14 protein-coding genes and 1 riboswitch are annotated in these 21,145 nt (G+C 38.8%); of the genes, 4 read left to right on the forward strand and 10 right to left on the reverse strand.

Translation table 11 applies throughout. From position 1 onward, the window contains the following. Positions 1–23 precede the first annotated feature (23 nt). Both LKE46_RS08940 and LKE46_RS08945 read right to left on the reverse strand, forming a co-directional pair. Complete coding sequence (locus LKE46_RS08940; RefSeq protein ID WP_291720796.1) at positions 24–842, reverse strand: 3-keto-5-aminohexanoate cleavage protein; 819 nt, start codon at positions 840–842, stop codon at positions 24–26. Between the two features lie 19 nt (positions 843–861). Then, positions 862–1,224: a hotdog domain-containing protein gene (locus tag LKE46_RS08945; RefSeq protein ID WP_291725631.1), complete on the reverse strand. Its 363-nt coding sequence runs from the start codon at positions 1,222–1,224 to the stop codon at positions 862–864. Between the two features lie 247 nt (positions 1,225–1,471). Between LKE46_RS08945 and LKE46_RS08950 the strand changes: the two genes are divergently transcribed. Together LKE46_RS08950 and larE are read left to right on the forward strand one after the other, a co-directional pair. Next, entirely contained in the window at positions 1,472–1,942 is a 471-nt protein-coding gene (locus LKE46_RS08950; RefSeq protein WP_291725633.1) for a metal-dependent transcriptional regulator, read from the forward strand. Between the two features lie 67 nt (positions 1,943–2,009). Continuing rightward, positions 2,010–2,825, forward strand: a complete 816-nt coding sequence (larE, locus tag LKE46_RS08955) for an ATP-dependent sacrificial sulfur transferase LarE (RefSeq protein WP_291720799.1) — start codon at positions 2,010–2,012, stop codon at positions 2,823–2,825. A 91-nt stretch (positions 2,826–2,916) separates the two neighbouring features. Here the strand turns inward: larE and LKE46_RS08960 are convergent, their stop codons facing one another. From LKE46_RS08960 to LKE46_RS08975, 4 genes are all read right to left on the reverse strand, one after another. After that, positions 2,917–4,101, reverse strand: a complete 1,185-nt coding sequence (locus tag LKE46_RS08960) for a pyridoxal phosphate-dependent aminotransferase (protein WP_291720802.1) — start codon at positions 4,099–4,101, stop codon at positions 2,917–2,919. After that, positions 4,098–5,450 carry an ATP-binding protein gene (locus LKE46_RS08965; protein WP_291720805.1) on the reverse strand — a complete coding sequence of 451 codons (1,353 nt, stop codon included), beginning with the start codon at positions 5,448–5,450 and terminating at the stop codon, positions 4,098–4,100. Before LKE46_RS08965 ends, LKE46_RS08960 begins: the two co-directional genes overlap by 4 nt. Before the next feature lie 97 nt (positions 5,451–5,547). Further along, the gene (locus LKE46_RS08970; protein ID WP_291720809.1) at positions 5,548–6,147 is read right to left on the reverse strand and encodes a nitroreductase family protein; all 600 of its coding nucleotides are present in this window, start codon (positions 6,145–6,147) and stop codon (positions 5,548–5,550) included. A gap of 56 nt (positions 6,148–6,203) precedes the next feature. Then, positions 6,204–7,052, reverse strand: coding sequence for a DegV family protein (locus tag LKE46_RS08975; RefSeq protein WP_291720811.1), 849 nt, complete (start codon positions 7,050–7,052; stop codon positions 6,204–6,206). Between the two features lie 143 nt (positions 7,053–7,195). Between LKE46_RS08975 and LKE46_RS08980 the strand changes: the two genes are divergently transcribed. Further along, positions 7,196–8,746, forward strand: coding sequence for a hypothetical protein (locus LKE46_RS08980; RefSeq protein ID WP_291720815.1), 1,551 nt, complete (start codon positions 7,196–7,198; stop codon positions 8,744–8,746). 15 nt (positions 8,747–8,761) lie between these two features. After that, positions 8,762–9,637, forward strand: coding sequence for a UTP--glucose-1-phosphate uridylyltransferase GalU (gene galU, locus LKE46_RS08985; protein ID WP_291720817.1), 876 nt, complete (start codon positions 8,762–8,764; stop codon positions 9,635–9,637). A gap of 54 nt (positions 9,638–9,691) precedes the next feature. On the opposite strand, the gene LKE46_RS08990 is transcribed toward galU, so the two are convergent. From LKE46_RS08990 to LKE46_RS09005, 4 genes are all read right to left on the reverse strand, one after another. Beyond that, entirely contained in the window at positions 9,692–10,231 is a 540-nt protein-coding gene (locus LKE46_RS08990) for a protein kinase (RefSeq protein ID WP_291720821.1), read from the reverse strand. Between the two features lie 100 nt (positions 10,232–10,331). Beyond that, a complete protein-coding gene (gene pflA / locus LKE46_RS08995; protein ID WP_291720824.1) occupies positions 10,332–11,054 on the reverse strand; it encodes a pyruvate formate-lyase-activating protein in 723 nt (240 codons plus the stop codon). Positions 11,055–11,057: 3 nt separating this feature from the next. Next, entirely contained in the window at positions 11,058–13,289 is a 2,232-nt protein-coding gene (pflB, locus tag LKE46_RS09000; protein ID WP_291720827.1) for a formate C-acetyltransferase, read from the reverse strand. 107 nt (positions 13,290–13,396) lie between these two features. Then, a riboswitch (ZMP/ZTP riboswitch) is annotated at positions 13,397–13,475 on the reverse strand. A 50-nt stretch (positions 13,476–13,525) separates the two neighbouring features. After that, positions 13,526–21,127, reverse strand: coding sequence for a SpaA isopeptide-forming pilin-related protein (locus LKE46_RS09005; RefSeq protein ID WP_291720830.1), 7,602 nt, complete (start codon positions 21,125–21,127; stop codon positions 13,526–13,528). Positions 21,128–21,145 lie beyond the last annotated feature (18 nt).

Below are 21,145 nucleotides of genomic sequence, written 5' to 3' on the forward strand. Positions count from 1 at the left end.
CCTCCTGAATTTTCCCGCAGTTTTTATAAAATATGGAGAATTCTCCTGGCTTCCTGGGGCGCGGCAATTTCTCTTCCTATTTCTCCTGCCAGTCTGACTACCTTCTCCACCATCTCTCCATTTGATTTTGCGGGCACACCCTTCTCAATATATACATTGTCTTCAAATCCAACTCTTACATTTCCACCTGCTGCAATTGCCATGGCTGCCAGAGGAAACTGATATCTGCCCACACCTGTTACAGTATAGGTTGATCCATAGGGTATACTTCCCGCCATAAAAGCCAGGTCCCTCAAGGTTGCACCTATACCGCCCCTTACACCCATCACAAGATTGAAATGAAGGGGGCATTTGAAATATCCCATGCCCTGAAGCCTCAGTGCAGTATCTATCATTCCCCTGTCAAAAACTTCTATTTCCGGTTTTACATCCATTTCATTCATCTTTTCTGCGAAATACTTTATAGTATCTTCCCTGTTTACAAATATGTCATTATCTCCAAAATTCATGGTACCGCAATCAAGGCTTGCCATTTCGGGTTTGAGATAGACAGGGCCCAGTCTTTCATCATTATCCATGCCGACAGCGCCGCCTGTAGAAGGCTGTATTATGACATCACTGCATCTGCCCCTTATGGCATCAATACATTCTTTAAAGATGTCACGGTCCTGTGTCGGCGTACCGTCCTCCTTCCTGACATGAAGATGTATTATACTCGCCCCTGCCCTGTATGCACTTTCCGCTTCACCTGCAATTTCCTCCACCGAATACGGAACGCCGGGATTTTGCTCCTTTGTTACTTCTGCACCGCATATGGCCGCAGTAATAATCAACTTATCCATACTTTATTCTCCTAATAATTTATCTTTTTATCCTTTGCTTGTCTTTTGTAACAACACATGTACCTGTAGCCCTGCACACTATGATGGCTTCATTTAGAAAGTCCGCCGCAGAGTCATTTATATCAGTTCTTGGACATACTACTTTCCTTGCCTCAAATTCCATTTTGCGCGAAGTATTTCCAGCTTCTATTATCTTCCCGTATACTTCTATATAATCGCCGGCATATACCGGTGAAATAAACTCCACATTTTCATATGCCTTGAACAGCCCTTCATCTCCATCGTATTTTATTAAAAGCTCCGTTGCCACATCTCCAAAAAGTCCAAGCAACCTGGCCCCATCTACAAGATTTCCTCCATAATGTGCATCACTGCAGTTCATTCTGAGTCTTATAATTGATTCATACAATTAAAATCCCTCCCAATTTATATAAAAATGTTAAAAATACAGAGCGTATATTGTTAAATCATTAATATATTTCAATATATTTATTATAATTTATTCTGGTGCTTCAAACAATTAACGTTATGTATGTAATTGACGGCGGCAAATATACATTATGTACATAATTACAACGAATTCAACATATAATCTATTAATGATTCTAGAGAGCAAGGTGGATAGGCTTATGAATGACGACCAGTTTTTTACATTCAGTGAATACATGAAGAAGGATGAAAATCTTCTTACAGCATCAATGGAAGACTATGTTGAAATGATCTACAGATTATCAGCGGCTGCAGGATTTACACGAGTACATGAGCTGTCGGAATCATTAAATGTACAACCTCCTTCAGTTACAAAGATGATACAAAAGTTATCCAGACTGAAAATATTGAAATATGAAAAATATGGTGTCATAATGCTTGAGAAAAAAGGAATAGAAGTAGCAAAGAATCTTATAAACAGACACAATACAATATCAGATTTTCTGTCGCTTCTTGGTGTTGAACGTGAAATGATTCTGGAGGAAACGGAAAAAATGGAACACACCATAAACAAACAGACCGTAAGATGTTTCAGCAACTATGTTAAATTTATGAAAAATAATCCTGATATATGCCTGAAATTTACAAATTATATAAAATCGCTTCATTGAGTATTCTATGATATAATTATAATTAACCGATAAACAATTATAACTTCACAAAAATTGGAGGGTTATTATGGATAATAAACTGGAAGCATTAAAGAAAAATATCAGGAATCTCGGAAGTGCTGCTGTTGCATTTTCAGGAGGGGTTGACAGCACTTTTCTCCTGAAAGTTGCCCATGATGTCCTGGGTGACAATGTAATTGCAGTTACCGCCACATCCTCAACATATCCAAAACGGGAACTCAATGAAGCCAAAAGATATGCAAAGAGTATAGGTGCACGCCATATAATCATAGAATCGGAGGAACTTGACATAAAGGGATATGCACAGAATCCTGTAAACAGGTGCTATTATTGTAAAAAGGAATTATTTTCAAAACTAAAAAATGTTGCACGAGAAAATGAAATCGATTATGTACTTGACGGATCCAATCTTGATGATACAGGAGATTACAGGCCTGGAATGGAAGCCGCAAAAGAACTTGGAGTAGTCAGTCCCCTTAAAGAAGCAGAACTTACCAAGGATGATATAAGAAAGTTTTCAAAAGAGCTTGGACTTCCAACCTGGAACAAGCCATCCTTCGCATGTCTGTCCTCCAGATTTCCATATGGAAACGAAATCAACAGCAGAAAACTAAAAATGGTGGAGGATGCGGAGCAGTTCCTTCTGGATCTTGGTTTCAGACAGGTAAGAGTAAGACATCATGGTCAGATAGCAAGAATTGAAGTATCGCCGGAGGAGAGAAGCAGATTCTTCGATTTGGATCTTATGGATAAAGTTGGAAACAGATTGAAGGAAATTGGCTTTACCTACGTAACTCTTGACATATTAGGCTACAAGACAGGCAGCATGAATGCAGTACTTGATTCAATACAAAATTCATAGTTTACAATTTTAATAATACCCGGCAGATATAAGTTATCTTCCGGGTATTATTTTACTACATACAATCCTTAAATTTACCTATCGATCTGTCCTATAAATATTTTTTAGCCAGCTTGTCAAAGCTGTCAAGGGATTTCTCTATCTTGTCATATGATATACAGTAAGCAAGTCTGAAATATCCCGGACATTTGAAAGAGGAACCCGGCACTATGAGCAGATTGAATTTCTTGGCCTCGGCTGCAAACTCCACATCATCCGGAATAAGTGCCTTCGGGAAAAGATAAAATGCTCCTTCCGGCTTGATACAGGAAAATCCTATGCCGACAAGATGATTGTACAGGAGATCCCTGTTCTTCTTATATATGTTTACATCAACCTTTGAATCAATACATTTTCCTATTACCCTCTGAAACAATGACGGGGCATTTACAAATCCAAGAATTCTGTTGGCCACGTTAAGGGCGGACATGGTATCCTCAAAATCATCCATTTCACTGCTGCAGACTACATACCCTATTCTTTCACCAGGAAGGGAAAGGGATTTGCTGTAGGAATATCCCACAAAAGAATTTCTGTAGTATTTCAACATATATGGTACTTCTACACCATCATATGCAATTTCCCTGTAGGGCTCATCTGAAATCAGATATATGCTGCTGTTCAATTCCTCCTGTTTCCTGTTCAATACATCCGCCATATCACTTATCAGCTTCTCGGAATAAACAACTCCTGTTGGATTGTTTGGTGAATTTATTATTACAGCCTTAGTCCTCTCATTTATTTTATCTTCAAGTACATTCAAATCAGGTTCGAAAGTTTCCAGATTCGAAGGGACAATTACAAGTTTTCCATCAAAATTATCCACGTAGTTCTCATATTCTCCAAAAAAAGGCGAAAAGGCAATAACCTCGTCTCCCGGGTTGATGATTGTCTTCAGGATTATGTTCAGTCCCCCTGCGGCCCCGCAGGTCATCACAAGATTATCCCTGCTGATTTTCAGATTATACTTTTTATTTATATTTTCTGCGACAACCGATCTTACGTCCTCATAACCCGAATTGCTCATGTATCCGTGGACCAGATTTGGGGATTCATTTTCGAGGATTTCAACTGCTGACTTCTTTATATCCTCCGGAGGCTTTACATTTGGATTTCCAAGGCTGAAATCAAAGACATTTTCCTCTCCGTAGATGGACGCCAGCCTTTTCCCTTCCTCAAACATCGCCCTTACTACAGAGCTTCTGGATACATACTGCTTCATTTTTTCAGATATCATAATTTTTCACTCCCAACTATTGATTTATGTCCTTCTATCCAGTCTACAAACTGCACGGCCGTCCTTGGAGAACGCCCATTATACCACATTTCCCATTTTACAGCTTCCCTGTGAAGTGTCTCCCTGTCTATATTCAACTTTCTCTTTTTTGCAATTCCTTCTACGATTTCAAGGTATTTTTTCTTGTCCGGAGATATGAAAACTACATTTATTCCAAATCTGTCCGCAAGGGAAAGCTTTTCCTGTCTGCTGTCACCGGAATGTATTTCTTCCTCGTTGTTTCTGTCCTGAGATCCGAGTCTGTCACTGAAATACTCCTTTACAAGATGTCTCCTGTTTGAAGTCGCATATATGAGTATGTTCCTGGATCTTTGTTCCAGTCCACCTTCAAGTACGGACTTGAGTGCCGTATAACTCTCTTCATTGTCACCGAACACAAGATCATCTATAAAGATAATAAATTTCTGGGGCTTATCCCTTAAAATTCTTATTATGTCCGGGAAATCCGCAATATAGGATTTTGGAAGTTCTATCATACGCAGTCCCTGTTTATAATATTTATTCAGTATTGCCTTTACCGTAGAAGATTTTCCGGTACCCCTGTCACCATGGAGCAATACGTTGTTTGCAGGAAATCCATTTAGAAACTGAAGTGTATTTTCTATTACAACCGACCGCTCATCCTTATAACCTATGAGGTCGGAAAGCTGAATTGGATCAGGATCACTTATGCTTTTCAATTTTCCTTTTCCCGACTCGTGTTCCCATACAAAGGCCCTGTACCTTGCAAAGATGCCATATCCATAATCATGATGGAATTTTTCGAGTAAAACAGCACATTCCCTCCAGTCATCACTTGAATAGAATTTTTTCTCCATGTGTTTTATGTAATCCACTGAATTTTCATATGCTGAATTTTCAGTATTATCCCAATCCGGCAGTTCTTCTACCACATAACCGTATTCACTATCCCCAATACTTTCTGCAAGTGCACTTTTTATATCCGCACTGCTGAACCTTGAAACAAGCTGAAGATTTTTCAGGTCAGTTGAAACAACCTTTCCAATATTAAAGCCGTCTCTGGAAAATGGATTTTCATCGAATATAATCTTATCTACTATATATCCCTCCAGAGAAGCTGCCCCACTTTGCAATAATTCAAAAAAGAAGCTATTATACAGATCTATAATTTTCTCAAGGCTCACTTTGTCCCCGTCTGCATAATCCAGCAGCAAATACAACTTTTTTATGACAGGATCCCTGAGCAAATTTCTGTATATTAAAATAGATTCCAGTGCAAGCCTTGTACTTCTTATTTTGAAGTTTGATTGAAATTCTATGTACTGCATAAAAAACCCCCTAGGTATAAAAATATAATCCACATCTATTTTAACATAATAAAATAAGAAAGGCACTTTCCATATTCAAAAAGTGCCTCCGCAAGTACTACTTAAATACCTTTATTCTATCTTCAAGTGGAAGAAATTCCTTCTTGTCTGCCGGTGCACCGGGTTTTCCAAATGGCATCTGAGCGATTAACTTCCAATTTGAAGGAATGTCATAAGTTTTATTTACCTCATCGTCTATAATAGGATTATAATGTTGAACAGATGCCCCAAAACCCTCGACTTCAAGTGACGTCCATACTATAAACTGAAGTATTCCCGAAGCCTGCTGGGACCACACCGGGAAATTGTCCTTGTAGAGAGCAAAATCTTTCTGAAGTTTTTCTACAACATCCTGATCTTCAAAAAACAGGACAGTTCCATATCCGCTTTTAAAAGAATCTATCTTGGCTTCAGTCGGCGAAAATTTTTCATGGGGAACTATTTTACCGAGCTCCGACTTTGTTATATCCCACAGCTTATCGTGATATTTTCCCAAAAGCACTGCCACTCTTGAACTTTGTGAATTAAATGCCGAGGGCGCATTTTTTACCGCCCTGTCTATTATCTCCAGTATCCTTTCATCAGAAACTACACTTCCCCTGCCTATAGAATATATACTGCGCCTTTCTTCAACAGCCTTATAGAAATCCTTACCCATCTGCTGCACCTCCATTTAAAATATATTTATCTATATTTTATCATACAAATTTATAACTATAAACTCCTATAACATATGCCGACAGTCCCGGGTCCCGAATATACTCCGACTATGGGGCTTATCTGGCCTATCATATATACATTTCCAACATTTTTCAACTTTAAAATCATGTTCCTGACCTTTTCCGCATCTTCCTCTGCATTGCCATGGACAATATATACGTCACACCGGGATTTTTCAAGAAGACTTTTCCCTATCTCAACAATTTTGCTCAAGGAACGTTTTCTTCCCCTCACTTTGTCATAGGAATGACATATGCCCTCATTATCATCAAAATACACGATAGGTTTTATATCCAGCAGTTCCCCGATTATCCCGGACAGCCTGCCTATACGCCCGCCTTTTTTCGCATATTCAAGGGTTCCAAATACGAAGAAAAAATGCATGCTCTTTTTAATTTCCGGTATTTTATTTACAATCTCTTCAAAGCTTTCACCATTTTCAATAAGTTTGCCGCATTCCTTTAAAATCACACCTTCACCAACAGAAGTTGATTTTGAATCATATACATATGTTATTAATTTTTTGTGTCTTTCACTTACAATTTTAAGCGCATTATATGTACCTGAAAGTCCGCTTGAAATAACTACTGCTATAACGTGGGTATAGCCCCCGTCTTCAAGTTTTTTATAGGTGTTCTCCATATAGTCCATTGAAGGAAGAGATGAGTGTGGTATCTCCCTTTTCATATTGTCATAAACTTCCCCGGGTGTAATTTCAATTTTATCTATATATTCTCCATTATTATATATAATCCTAAAGGGAAGTACATTTATATTGTAATTTTCAATACTTTCTTCATCTATATCACATGCCGAGTCCGTCAGCAGTGCAATTTTATCCATAAATCAAACCTCCTCATTGTTATATTATACAGTACATCCATTATTAGTTTAAACTAAATTAACAAATTTACAGCCACTTTTTAAGTATTTTTTAAGCTTTTTCCATCAGAATATATTTATAGAAAACGGAAAGGAGATACAACATGGCAACTGTTTCTATGAAAAAAAATCCAACTAAAGCAATTTTAATCTTATTGATTATATTTTTCTTCGCATCATGTATTTTTGCACTGAAAAATTACAAACCTACGGGAACTTCCCATTTTCAAAATGGAGCTGTTCAATTTCAACCTGGAAGCAAAAAAACTCCCATACAAGGACAGGAAAGGCACAGTATATCTCAAAATGGCGGTGGAAATATGAGATTTGGTGCAGCAGACAGCAAATACTCCCCTTTTCTTACGGTATACCTTATGGTATTCATGGGTATGATATTTTTTCTTCTGTACTCTATAAAGCGCAAAAAAATTATTGTAGAAAACGGCAATAGAAAAATAGTCATTTTTTCAATACTTATTATAGGACTGCTGTTGAGACTCATACTGTCCACAGTTGTGGAAGGATACAGCGGTGATATAAGTCTGTTCAGAAACTGGGCCTCCAATGCCGCCAATAATTTTCCCCAGTTTTATGAAAATTCCCGGTCAAGCGACTATCCTCCACTTTATATCTATATATTGTTTATAATCGGGAAAATCTGCAGTATAGGATCATTGAGCACCTACTATACATTGATATTGAAAGTTCCTTCTATAGCGGCAGATATACTTACTGCTTATTTAATATACAGACTGGCTAAAAAACATCTTCCTTTTGAAATGAGCTTACTGATGATTCTGCTCTATACTTTCAATCCCGCTGTATTTATCGACTCTGCACTTTGGGGACAGGTGGATTCATTTTTCACACTGCTTGTTGTACTTTCAATATACATGATATGCAGTGGAAAACCGGTATTTTCATCCATGCTCTTTACATGCTCCATACTTATGAAGCCTCAGGGAATTATATTTTTACCCGTGCTTTTCTTCGAGCTTGTAAGGAGAAAAAAGCCAGTACTTTTCATAAAGTCGGTGATCTCCGCCCTGGCAACAGCTGCGGTTATCGTACTTCCATTTTCTTATAACAAAGGTTTCCTATGGATTCTGAACTTGTATTCCAAAGCTATATCCGAGTATCCATATGCATCTGTCAACGGATTCAACTTTTTCAATCTGATTGGTGGAAATTACAAGCAGAGTTCAAATACATTTTTCCTGTTGAGCTATGGAACCTGGGGAATGATTGCCATTATAGCCGTCACCCTGTTTTCCTGGTTTGTATATGTAAAGAGCAGGAATAAAATTTTCGCCCTTGCTGCAGCTCTCATTCAGATTGCAGGTGTCTTTACATTTTCAACAGGCATGCATGAAAGATATCTGTTCCCAGCCCTGGCACTTTCAATTTTATGCTGTGCATGTTTGAAGGATAGACGTTTTTTTATACTGTGCATGGGGTACACCATTACAATCTACGCGAATGTCTATTCCGTTCTTTTCGGCGGATCCGGCGGCATGAACATGACTTCGGGTACCCACAGTATATTGTCGGACGGAATTTCCCTGATAAATATAATACTTTTCATATATTTGATAAAGATATCAGTTGACATGGTCAAAAGCAACAAACTAACAAATAATAGAAATTACATGTAGAAAGGATGAGTCATTATGAATATAAAAAAAGCTATAATTCCTGCTGCCGGCCTTGGCACAAGATTTCTTCCCGCAACAAAAGCCCAGCCTAAAGAAATGCTGCCGATAGTTGATAAACCCATAATTCAGTATATAGTGGAAGAAGCCGTTGCCTCCGGGATTGAAGAAATACTCATAATCACCGGAAGAAACAAAAAATCAATAGAGGATCATTTTGACAAGTCGGTAGAATTGGAAAATGAATTGAGACTCAGCAACAAGAATTCCCTTTTAAAACTGGTTCAGGATATATCAAGCATGGTGGATATCTACTACATAAGGCAGAAAGAACCTAGAGGCCTCGGTGATGCAGTAAGTATGGCAAAAAACTTTATAGATGATGAACCTTTTGCCATCATGCTCGGGGATGATATAGTTGATTCCAGAATTCCCTGTCTAAAACAGCTCATGGACTGCTATGAAAAATACAAGACTTCAATTTTGGGAGTACAGCCAGTCAAAAAAGATGTATTGTTCAAATACGGTATCATAGACGGCATAAAGGTTGAAAATGCAATTTACAGGATCAAGGACATGATAGAAAAGCCTGAAATTGAACAGGCTCCTTCGAACATTGCGATACTCGGAAGATATATAGTAACTCCACGTATATTTCAAATGCTTGACAGGACTTTGCCCGACAAAAACGGTGAAATTCAATTGACGGACGCACTGAGGAAATTATCCGGAACAGAACCTATGTACGCCTGTTGTTTTGACGGCAGCAGATTTGACGCCGGAGACAAATTAGGGTTTCTGAAAGCCAATATACATTATGCCTTGAAGCAGGAAAATCTAAAGAAGGATCTGCTTGATTACATGTCATATACAGCTATAAATACAAAAGTTTGAAATAATTGAAAAGGGCCTGTATAAAAATATAATACAGGCTCCCTGAATATTGATCTACTCGTGTTCCCAATTCAAATCGGGTCTTTCCTTCTTCAGTATTTTCATGAATTTGTCATACAGTCCCATGCTCTTAAGCTTTTTTAAAAATGCTCTTGGATAAGGTATACTTTCTTCGTAGCTCCTCCTAGGATCTATAAGCATGAGTGTACCATCATATTCAATGAACAAATGTGGAAATCTAAGCTCCAGCTTTTTGAATCCAAGCATTTTCATGTGATCCACAAGATCCGCCACATCTATTACAAAGGATTTCCTTATTCCATAAGCCAATAGATAGTCATATACATTTGTTCCACCTACATATTCTCTTATCATATAATTTTTCCCCAGTTTATAAGCTCTTGGAAAATGAGGACTTCCTTCTACTGATTTCAATATATCAAATTCAGCTCTGCAGCTGTCTGAACTTCTGAATATTTTTATAACTCTGCCATCAGGCATCAAATAAACTTCTCCGCTGTGACCTTTCCCCAAAAAAGTAAATTGTTTCAAGTCAATTGGAAGCAATTTGCTGTCCGTATTTTTTTCACTCAATTTAGCACCTCCTTTGTTTTTATGTAGTATAAAAACAAAGGATTTCATGACAGATCAAAAAACCTGTCTTATATTATAGTACTGGCTTAACTCAATTTTGTTACCCTTTAATTCTATCAACAACATATTTCTGGAATTCAAGTGCCTTTGTCCTGTCCATGGGTTTGATTCCCTTTAATCTGTATTTTATGCCAAGTTTGTCATATTTGCCTTCCCCCATTGTATGATAGGGCAGAATTTCGAATTTATCCAGTTTATCCGGATTGACATATTCTTTTATCATATGGGCCATTCTATCCATGCACTCACAGCTGTCAGTCATACCGGGAACCATAACGTGCCTTATCCAGAGTCTTGAACTGGATTTATTCACCGCTTCAACAAATCTGTAAAATTCTTCAATATTTCCACCGGTCAGCTTTTTATAACCAGCTCCATCAATATGCTTTATATCCAGTATCACAAGATCCGTATACTTTAAAATTTCTCCATAATCTCCCTTTCCAAAGCCTGATGTATCCACTGCAGTATTTATACCTCTTTCTCTGCACAGCTTCAGAAATTCAAGAAGAAATTCCGGCTGCATGAGAGGCTCTCCTCCGGAACAGGTGACCCCGCCGCCGGACTTGTCAAAGTATATTCTGAACTTCTCCACCTTTTTTAAAAGCTGTTCGGCATCCATGTCCTCTCCGCCATTGAATTCCCATGTATCCGGATTGTGGCAGAAAGCACATCTCAGTCTGCAGCCCTGGAAAAAGACAACCATTCTTATTCCCGGGCCATCTACAAGTCCCATAGTTTCAATGGAATGAATTTTCCCCATACACTATACCCGTGCATGGAAGGTTCTGTGTATTACTTCCATCTGCTGTTCTCTCGTAAGCTTTACAAAATGAACTGCATATCCTGAAACCCTTATGGTAAGTGTAGGATATTTTTCCGGATTATCCACTGCATCCAGAAGTGTCTCCCTGTTCATTACATTTACATTCAGATGATGTGCTCCCTTGTAAAAATATCCGTCCAGAATGGAAACAAGATTATTTATCCTGTTGTTTTCATCCTTTCCAAGGGCATCTGGAATTATTGAAAATGTATTTGACACACCATCCTGACATACGGATCTGTACGGTATCTTGGCTACAGAATTCAGGGATGCAAGTGCACCTTCCCTGTCCCTGCCATGCATAGGATTTGCACCTGGAGCAAGTGGTTCTCCTGCTTTTCTTCCATCAGGCGTGGTGCCGGTTTTCTTGCCATACATTACATTGGAGGTTATTGTAAGAGCAGACAACGTATGTTCTGCATCTCTGTAGGTCTTTGTTTTTCGGAGTTCACCTATAAACCTGTTTACTATTTCAACTGCCATGTCATCCACCCTGTCATCGTCATTCCCGTATTTGGGAAAATCGCCTTCTACCTCGAAGTCCACGGCTATTCCATGCTCGTCCCTTACAGGTCTTACCTTTGCATATTTTATTGCACTGAGTGAATCTGCAGCCACGGAAAGTCCTGCTATTCCGCAGGCAAGAAATCTGTGCACCTCCGTATCGTGAAGTGCCATGAGCCCTGCCTCGTAGGCATATTTGTCATGCATGTAGTGAATCAGATTCAAAGTATTTACGTACAATTTGGCTACATATGCCATTACCTTGAAGTAATTTTTCTTCACCTTTTCGTAGTCAAGTATTTCATCCTCCATCTTTTCTATATGCGGAACCACCTTCTGGAATTTCTTTTCATCAACACCGCCGTTTATAGCATAGAGAAGTGATTTTGCAAGATTGCACCTTGCACCGAAGAACTGCATCTGTTTTCCTACAGCCATGGCCGACACACAGCATGCTATGGCATAATCGTCTCCGTATACGGGCCTCATTATATCATCATTTTCATACTGCAGGGCATCTGTCTCTATTGACATCCTGCTACAGTACTTCTTAAATGAATTCGGGAGGTCCTGGGACCACAATACCGTCATGTTCGGCTCGGGAGCAGGTCCAAGATTTGTAAGGGTGTTCAGGAACCTGTAGGAATTTTTTGTGACCAGAGTTCTTCCGTCTATTCCCATACCGCCTATTGATTCTGTAACCCAGTTTGGATCTCCTGCAAAGATCTCATTGTATTCAGGAGTCCTGAGATGCCTTTCAAGTCTGAGCTTGATTATAAACTGGTCTATAAGCTCCTGTGTGCCCTGTTCATCTATAATACCCTTTTTCAAATCTCTTTCAATATATATGTCCAGGAATGTGGAAACTCTTCCAAGAGACATTGCCGCACCGTTATTTTCCTTTATACCTGCAAGATATCCAAAATAGGTGAATTGAACAGCTTCTGCTGCGTTTGCCGCAGGATTTGAAATATCAATTCCATAACGCGATGCCATACTTTTCATCTTCTTGAGTGCCTTTATCTGCTCTGCAACTTCTTCCCTCTGTCTTATAATGCTCTCGGTCATATCTCCCTTCAGGTCCTTCAGATCATCTTTCTTCTGTTCTATCAGGTAATCGATGCCATACAATGCTATCCTTCTAAAATCTCCTATTATTCTTCCTCTTCCATAGGCATCTGGAAGCCCTGTCAGAAGTCCCACATGTCTCGCTGTCCTCATCTCTTCATTGTATGCATCAAATACCGCTTCATTATGTGTCTTTCTGTACTTTGTAAATATATGCTGCATTTTATCATCGACTTTGTATCCATAGGCATCAAGAGCCTGCTGTGCCATTCTTATACCTCCGAAAGGGTTGACCATTCTCTTGAGGGGTGCATCAGTCTGGAGTCCGAAGATAACCTCGTTTGGCCTGTCTATATATCCCGGTTCAAAGCTGTCAATGCCGGATACGGTTTTTGTATCCACATCAAGCACTCCGCCTTTTTTAATTTCCTCAAGAATGAGCTTTTCCGACTTTTCCCAGACTCTTTTTGTCCTCCCGGTAGGAGCTGTTAAAAAACCTTCATCTCCAGTATAAGGTGTGTAGTTTTTCTGTATAAAATTTCTGACGTCGATACCTTCTGTCCATTTTCCAGTCTTAAAATTTTCCCACTGATTTCGCATAAAAATTCTCTCCTTTAAAAATATTTTTACTATTCTAACAATTATTATGTCAGCATTTCAGTAAAATAATATATTATCCATTCAACTAAAAATGACCGCCTGGACACTTTAATTGCCCAGGCGGTCGGCTTTCAAAAATCGTACTCCCTGTGGTTATATCCACTTCCGCCGGTTATACGACCTGTTTAAAATCAATTTTCCTTGTACATTTAAAATATCATATTATCACAGATGTGTCAATATGATTTTTTTCTCTTAAACACGAGTACAGCTCCTGAAAGAACAAGCAATATTCCCAATACAGCCAATACCGACGTGTCTATGATACTTCCCGTTTTAGGAAGTTTTGAATCCATGCCATTTTCCAGAGATGAATTTTTCTGCCCGTTTTGTATGCCATTGTTTCCACCCTGTTTACCTGGCTGTGAAGACCCCTTTGCCGGATTTTTACTTTCTCCTGAGTTGTTACCCGGCTGATTTGGCTGATCCGGTTTATTACCTTCATCCGGATTCTCTCCTGGCTGTTCCGGTTCTTCTGGTGTAGGCTGTACAGGTGGTACAACAGGTGTACTTCCTTCTTCTTTAGCATCCTGTACAGTTCCAAGGTCATAAACCTTGCTCTGGTTTATCTCTACAGATAATATTTTATCTGAGATGGAATAACCAGAAGGTGCTTTGGTCTCCTTGACAGTATATTTACCTGGATTTACCTTGGTAAATTCTGCCAGCCCATTTTCATCTGTCACAGCAGTCTTCACTGAATTTCCCTTGGAATTGATCAGCGTGAACTCCGCACCTTTAAGCGGATTTCCGCTTTTATCCGTCTTATTTACATTCACCGTGCCCTGGATGCTTGCACTTCCGCCTCCGCCTGCACCTCCTGAAGAAATAGGAGTCATTGGTATGTCATGCCTTACTATAGCATCATTTACAGAAATGGTCTCTGTTGTTTTGGTTTCATATCCAGGTTTTGTTGCAACAATGTAGTAATCGGTATTCGGATAAACCATGAAAGCATAGTTTCCATCTTCGTCACTGGACTGCGGGTTTGCATTGTCTGCAGGAGGGAATCCCTCCAGTCCCGGAAGCTGTACAAGTGTATCGGGAGTTTTGCCTGATTCCCTGTTTCTCTCGGTATCTGCATAGTACAATTTTATATCCGCATCAGGTATTTTATCACTACTAACACTGTCAGTGACTAAACCATATGGATCTATCAGGGTAGGTTCCGGATCAATCCTCATCTGTCCGTCAGAATCCATTTTCACATGAATTGTTCCGATAATAATCTCTTCACCATTATCGAAGTTGTATACGATATTGAAGTTGTATTCCCTGTCCTTTTCAAGGCCACCTACTTGGAAGGTACCGTCACTTCCGATATCAACCTGCTGTCCAATTTCTGGAACATCAATGGTTATATTGCCATAGTCCTTGAAATATCCCGCAGTTTCTCCATCAGGATTTTTCAAAAGTACAATACCTGCTGCAGTTTTTTCAGAGTCATAGGAATTTCCTGCAATTTCACCAGGATTTGATTTCTGTATGAACGTTTTATCTTCTGTCTTTCCATTTATCTGTACAGGTACTGTTATCTCGACATCATACTCTACATCTCCCTTTGGAACGGCAATTTCATATTTGCCGTCAGATGATGTAGTTACTTCACTTTTGAAGTCTATTGTTCCATCACCATCAAAGTCCTTCTTAACTACAACCGTAGCTCCAGCTATAGGATTTCCTGTTTCATTGTCCACAACTGCTCCCTTTATGCTGCCCGGTTCAAATGTAATATCTATTTGATCCTTGGAATTCAGTCCGTGTTCCGGGTCATTGACAACTGCGGTAACAGGTATCTTCTTTTCTTCAATTCCTTCAATTTTATCGGACTTGAATACTACGCATGCTTCACCATTTTCATCGGTGACTGCAGAACTGCCCTCAGGGAAACTTCCGTTCGGTGCTGAAAAATCAACAGTAACACCAGGTACAGGCTTATTGTCCGCATCAACTACTTTCGCTGTAAGAGTCGATGTTGATTTACCGTCACCTGTAATGGACTTCGGATCTGCTGTTAACTCAATGTTAAAGCTGTTGTCAGATATCTTCTCGTCAGTAATACTGTCCTTGACATTTTTTGCATTCTCAGATATATCAAATTCATGTACATCTGTGTTGAGCTTATAGCCTTCAGGCGCCCCTGTCTCCTTGAAATAATAATGTCCATATGGAAGGCCGTCAAATACTACTTTTCCATCCGCCCCGGTTATTTTGCTGTCTACAACATCGGTGAGCGCACTGTCCCTGTATATTGTAATAGTTGCCCCTGGTACAGTTCCCTGTGTAGAAAAATCGGATTTTGATATCTCTATACTACCGGTAATTCTTGTATCCGTCAGGCTGTCCCTCAGGATAACTCCGTTTTCTTTTATATTGAATGGATGTTTGTCTTGATTCAGCAGGTATCCTTCCGGTGCATTTGTCTCCACAAAATAGTATTCTCCATAAGTAAGATTCTCAAATACTACTTTTCCATCTTCTCCGGTTGTTCCTTCTACTCCACTCCCTACTGGCTGTCCATCACTTGTGTACACTGTAATTGTTGCTCCAGGTACTGGTGCCGAAGTCGAAATGTCTGTCTTTGATATCTCTATGCCGCCTGTGATCCTTGTATTTTCTATGCTTCCAAGATCATAGGTTTTTCCATCTTCAGATACATTTACAGAAATTGCTTCCTCAGAGGAAAGATTGTATCCTGCTGGAGCTTTTATTTCTTTTACAGAATACTGTCCATACACTACATTTGTAAATACTGCTGTTCCGTCATCTCCACTTACTGCTTCACCTGTTTTATATCCGGTGCTGTCATAGAGCACAAATACTGCTCCTGATAATGAATTTCCATTTGCATCTGTTTTCTTGATAGTTACTGTTCCTTTTTTCTTCACATTAGTATATGGATCTAAGGTTATAGTCTCTCCATTGTCATTATCTCCTATAGTTGCACTTAATGTTTTAGTAGAGAGTACATAACTTTCATCTGATGCTGCTGTCTCTTTTATGACATATGAACCATACTCTACATCAGTAAACTGTACAAATCCATTTACATCACTTGCTGCAGTCTTGATAGGAGTTTCAAATGCTGTATCATCAGCTTTGTAAAGTTTAAACTCTACTCCAGACAGAGGATTGCCGCCTTCATCAGTTTTAGTGAATACTATACTTCCCCTTATCTTCGTATCTGTTAAAGTATCCTTCACAATAACTCCATTTTCACTGATACTGAATGGATGTTGATCTGGATTCAGCAGGTATCCTTCCGGTGCATTTGTCTCCACAAAATAGTATTCTCCATAAGTAAGATTCTCAAATACTACTTTTCCATCTTCTCCGGTTGTTCCTTCTACTCCACTCCCTACTGGCTGTCCATCACTTGTGTACACTGTAATGGTCGCTCCAGGTACCGGTGCTGAAGTTGAAGCATCTGTCTTTGTTATTTCCATTCCACCCTTTATTTTCTGGTTTTCAAAAGTTATTTTCTGAGGCGATTCTTGAGTAGTTTCAGTTTCTACGCTAAAAGGATGATAAGTACTATCTAATACATAGTTATCTGGTGCACTGATTTCTTTATAGAAGTAGTTTCCATAAACCAAGTTATCAAACTGTACTGTTCCATCTTCTCCAGTGATTTTTGGATTTCCTGTCTGCTGCTTATTGCTGTCAAAAATTGCCATAGTAACCCCCGGTATTGCTATTCTGGTTGATGCATCTATTTTCGTTATCTTAATTGATCCTTTAAGCTTTGAGTCAGGGAAAATAAATATATCAGTATTTACAGTTTGTCCATTTGCTATTATAACAGTTAAATCAGCCTTTAAAACTTGATTAGAAATACTGTAACCAGCTGGTGCTTTTGTTTCTTTAATGATATATTTTCCATATGGTATATCACTAAACTGTACAAGTCCATCACTTTCACTCGTTGCTGTAACTATTGGATTTGAAAAATCAGTATCAGTGTTTTTGTAAAGTTTGAATTCTGCTCCTTGAATAGCTCCGTCAGTACCTGTTTTATAGAACTGTATATTGCCTTTCAGTATTTCATCTACATAATTATAAGTGATATTCTTCTGATCATCGTCACCATCATTAACCTTAAAAGTATGAATATCACTGCTTAAATTGTATCCTATAGGGGCAGTTATCTCCTTGATGCTGTAGTTTATATCGTATTTCAAGTTGTCAAAAATGGCTGAGCCATCATCTCCTGTAGGAGCAGAAGTCTCCTTCACATTTCCATACTGATCCAGAAGCTGAAATACTGCTCCCGAAAGTGGTGTAGTATCATCATCTCCAACTTTTACAACGGTAATACTCCCTATTTCTCCTGTGGCACCGCCGCCGCCGGTTGAAAACCATACACCATTTTGAGTAGCACTTGAACTTTGATTTATATTGCTTCCACTAAATGTAACTGAATTTGTAAAGTTCCCTGTCTTGGTTGTATATGTCCTGAAATTCAGAATGAAAGCTTCATTACCTGCATTCTCAGGGAAAGTAAATGTGAACAATCTAGTATCAGGATTGTATGCCACGTTAGAAGAATCAAGTAGAATTTCAGATCCTTGTGTAAGAGTTCCATCAGAATTCACAGTGGCACTATACAATTTTACAGTATCTGTATCCAGTGAAAGCCCATTCTGCAACGTATCGGTTATAGTTGCACCAGATAGTGGAATACTCCAGTTAGCATTGGTCTTTACTGTCCAGTCAATGTAGTTATTTCCATTATTATAACTGGATGTCTTGCTAATTACTGAATTTTTAACAGTCTGTATTCCTTTGCTTTCTACATCACCATCTGAAGGTATTTCATTACCGGTAATAGCTGCAGTATTTTCCAATATTTTATCTCCACTTGTATTGAAAATATTCAGGTTTGTAAGCTTTGTCCTAAAAGTTATAGTATAGGTATCAGTAATAGTACCAGCAAAACTATATTTAAACAATCTTGTTGTCTGTGGATTATTTACTGCACTATCGTCAATGGGATTGTCATTAAGATTTGCAGAATCTGCAACATACTCCTGTCCTTCCGGAATAACGTCGGTAACTACTGTATTGGTTATTGGTATTTCATTCTTGTTTATTACGATCTTCCAGGTAGTTTCTCTTGTTGCATAATTATAGTCTTCACCTGTCTTTGTAATTACATTACTGGTTACCTGCTGAGTTCCAGTATCATCTTGATTTATAGCACCAGCTTTCAAATTAACAGTATTGCTGTAAGTACCACTGTAATTTGCCTTGTAATGTGTTGGATCAGTCACCTGCGTCTGAAGTGTTATAGTATGTGTGTCAGAAAACGCATCGGCAAAAGTATATACAAAAGTTCCTGTCTTGTTCGTATCTCCACCTGGTGCTGCTGTATATCCACTATCACCTATGGAAATTCCATCAAGTTTGGCAGAACCAGATAAATAAGTTTGACCTACAGGAATATCATCTGTAACCACTGCACCAGCAGCAACATTTGTCTTATTACCATTTACAGTAATTGTCCAAGTAATTATACCATTGGAAGCATCATAACCAGAACCTTGTTTATGAACGATAGTTGATGAAACTCCAACACCATGACCTGATGTTCCAAGTGTAAAGCCATTTCCTGTAAAAGTAGCATTATTTGTATATGTCTGACTACCATTGGAATTATAGACACTTGTATCTACATTTGTTGAATAAGTGATTGTCACTTTTCCTGTAATATTACCTAAATTGAAGGTAATATTACCTGAATAGTCAGGTGTCAAAGGTATATCATTTTCATTTTTAACTGAAATACTACCCGGAGTTACAGTAAGTCCTTCAGGAACAACATCAGTAACTACTGCATTGTTGATTGTCTTACTATCTTCATTTACTGTAATTGTCCAATTTATTCTCTTACTGGCTGAATCATAGCTTCCAGTTTTGCTGATATATGTGACTGTTACTGAAACAGTACCAGCGTTTACGTTTTTGGTATGCGGAGCTCCCTTATAATCATCATAGCTAAAATCAGCTGTATTGTTAAAATTATAGGTACCTTGTAACTGGGAAGCCAGAAAATCTTTTACACTAGTTTTATAGGTTATAGTTTGCTCATCAGTGATATTTCCAAGATTGAAAATCAGTGCTTTAGTATCATCGTAATAATAGGTATCACCAACACCTGAATTATTGATTGTAATAGAACCGGGAATAAATACCTGGCCTTCCTCACTTTTTATAGTATCCGTAATAGTAGCATTATCTGCCTGTATTTTTTCACTGTTGGCTGTTATCGTCCATGTAATTTCATCTGTACTTTTATTGTAATGCTCACTTTTGGTAAAAGATGCATCCGTTGGCTGTACAAAGTTTACACTGACTGGAACTGCTGCTATACCCGGAATTGTAAAGTTAATATTCTCAGGGTTTAAGTTGCCTATTGCACTTTCTTTAAAGTGACAATCCACATAGAAATATCCGTTTACATTGGAATGTGTACTTGGATAATCTGTGAACGTGAGTGTTACAAGCCCACTTGTATCCACATGCATATCCGCCACTTTTGCTCCATCATTATCAGTTATCGGCTGATTAATAGGTGCTACAATATGAATCTGCTCCGGCAGCTGCATGGTGTAATAATCACCTGGATTAACAGCTACTGTATTTGGAATACTCCAGGTATAATTAGCATGAATTTCTGAAGTTTTGTCTACATCATTACCCAGATCGTTGCCATTGGCATCTTTTATACTAACACCTGTAATAAACGGAAATGATTCTGTAATATCCTTAGGCTCAGCCTGAGGTGCAATCACAGCATCAGCTGCCTTATCACCTGGTTTTGCCTGCACTTCCTCATCCGGCTTTTCAGCAGAATTTTGCTGTTCTGCTTCTTCCTGTTTGAAATTAACATTTACTGAAGTCTTTCCAATACTGACGGATACAGGATTGCTGTTTCCTATCTTGTCCTTGTTAAACTGCCCACTTATGGACAATTTACCTGATGTACCGCTCTTCACTTCAGCAGTAAAAGTGACAGTTACCTTGTTTGAAGCCGGATCTGCACTTATTGAACCTATTACAGCATCCTTGGAATCTTTGACTTCACCACTGACATCTTTAAGCTTGATCTGGTCTGTGAGCTGAATACTGTAGGAAGTACCTTTAGCTACATCTTCCGAAATCGAAAAATCATAATTGATGTTGACATCAGAACTCTTGTCCACATCTGTTTCAGCACTGATATCTTTACCTGTCCCGTCTGTAAGAATACCTCCTATTATAAATGGAAATTCTATTACAGTAGGAGTGGCTGCCGGATCAGAATCGGCCGGTTCTTTCGGTGCCGGAGTTTCAGTTTGTCCAACAGTTGTACCTGAGTCCTGAGTTGTACTGTTCTGTTCAGGCTCTTTGGTAGTATTGCCTTCTGATTGGGATGTATTGGAATCCTGGTCGGCGTTCTGCTGGCTGCCTGTTTCTTCCTGCTGTGCTCCATTTTCAGAACCTCCATTTGTTCCTTCAGTTTCCTGCTCAGTACCCTGCTGTGCAGTATTGTCCGAATCACCTGGAACTGCCGGTGTACTTTCTTCCTGTGTCACTGACCCATCTTGATCAGTAGCAGTTTCGTTGGAAATTTCAGTACCACCTCCATTCTCACCCTGTGACGTTGAAGTATTTTCTGTTACAAGTGGAAATGTGGAAGTATCTGCCTTTACACTTTTTAAAGGCGCAGAAGAAATAAAAATCTGCAGCACAAACAGAAGTGATACCGCAATTGATAAAAATTTTTTCTTTCTCACTTTTCCACCTCCTTTCAC

The sequence above is a fragment of the Clostridium sp. genome (assembly GCF_022482905.1).
GTDB lineage: Bacteria > Bacillota > Clostridia > Clostridiales > Clostridiaceae > Clostridium_B.

Coding starts and splice junctions, on each gene's coding strand:
- LKE46_RS08940 (WP_291720796.1), bottom strand. CDS start 842: ATGGATAAGTTGATTATTACTGCGGCCATATGCGGTGCAGAAGTAACA.
- LKE46_RS08945 (WP_291725631.1), bottom strand. CDS start 1,224: ATGAACTGCAGTGATGCACATTATGGAGGAAATCTTGTAGATGGGGCC.
- larE (WP_291720799.1), top strand. CDS start 2,010: ATGGATAATAAACTGGAAGCATTAAAGAAAAATATCAGGAATCTCGGA.
- LKE46_RS08980 (WP_291720815.1), top strand. CDS start 7,196: ATGGCAACTGTTTCTATGAAAAAAAATCCAACTAAAGCAATTTTAATC.
- LKE46_RS08960 (WP_291720802.1), bottom strand. CDS start 4,101: ATGATATCTGAAAAAATGAAGCAGTATGTATCCAGAAGCTCTGTAGTA.
- LKE46_RS08975 (WP_291720811.1), bottom strand. CDS start 7,052: ATGGATAAAATTGCACTGCTGACGGACTCGGCATGTGATATAGATGAA.
- pflA (WP_291720824.1), bottom strand. CDS start 11,054: ATGGGGAAAATTCATTCCATTGAAACTATGGGACTTGTAGATGGCCCG.
- LKE46_RS08965 (WP_291720805.1), bottom strand. CDS start 5,450: ATGCAGTACATAGAATTTCAATCAAACTTCAAAATAAGAAGTACAAGG.
- galU (WP_291720817.1), top strand. CDS start 8,762: ATGAATATAAAAAAAGCTATAATTCCTGCTGCCGGCCTTGGCACAAGA.
- LKE46_RS08950 (WP_291725633.1), top strand. CDS start 1,472: ATGAATGACGACCAGTTTTTTACATTCAGTGAATACATGAAGAAGGAT.
- LKE46_RS08970 (WP_291720809.1), bottom strand. CDS start 6,147: ATGGGTAAGGATTTCTATAAGGCTGTTGAAGAAAGGCGCAGTATATAT.
- pflB (WP_291720827.1), bottom strand. CDS start 13,289: ATGCGAAATCAGTGGGAAAATTTTAAGACTGGAAAATGGACAGAAGGT.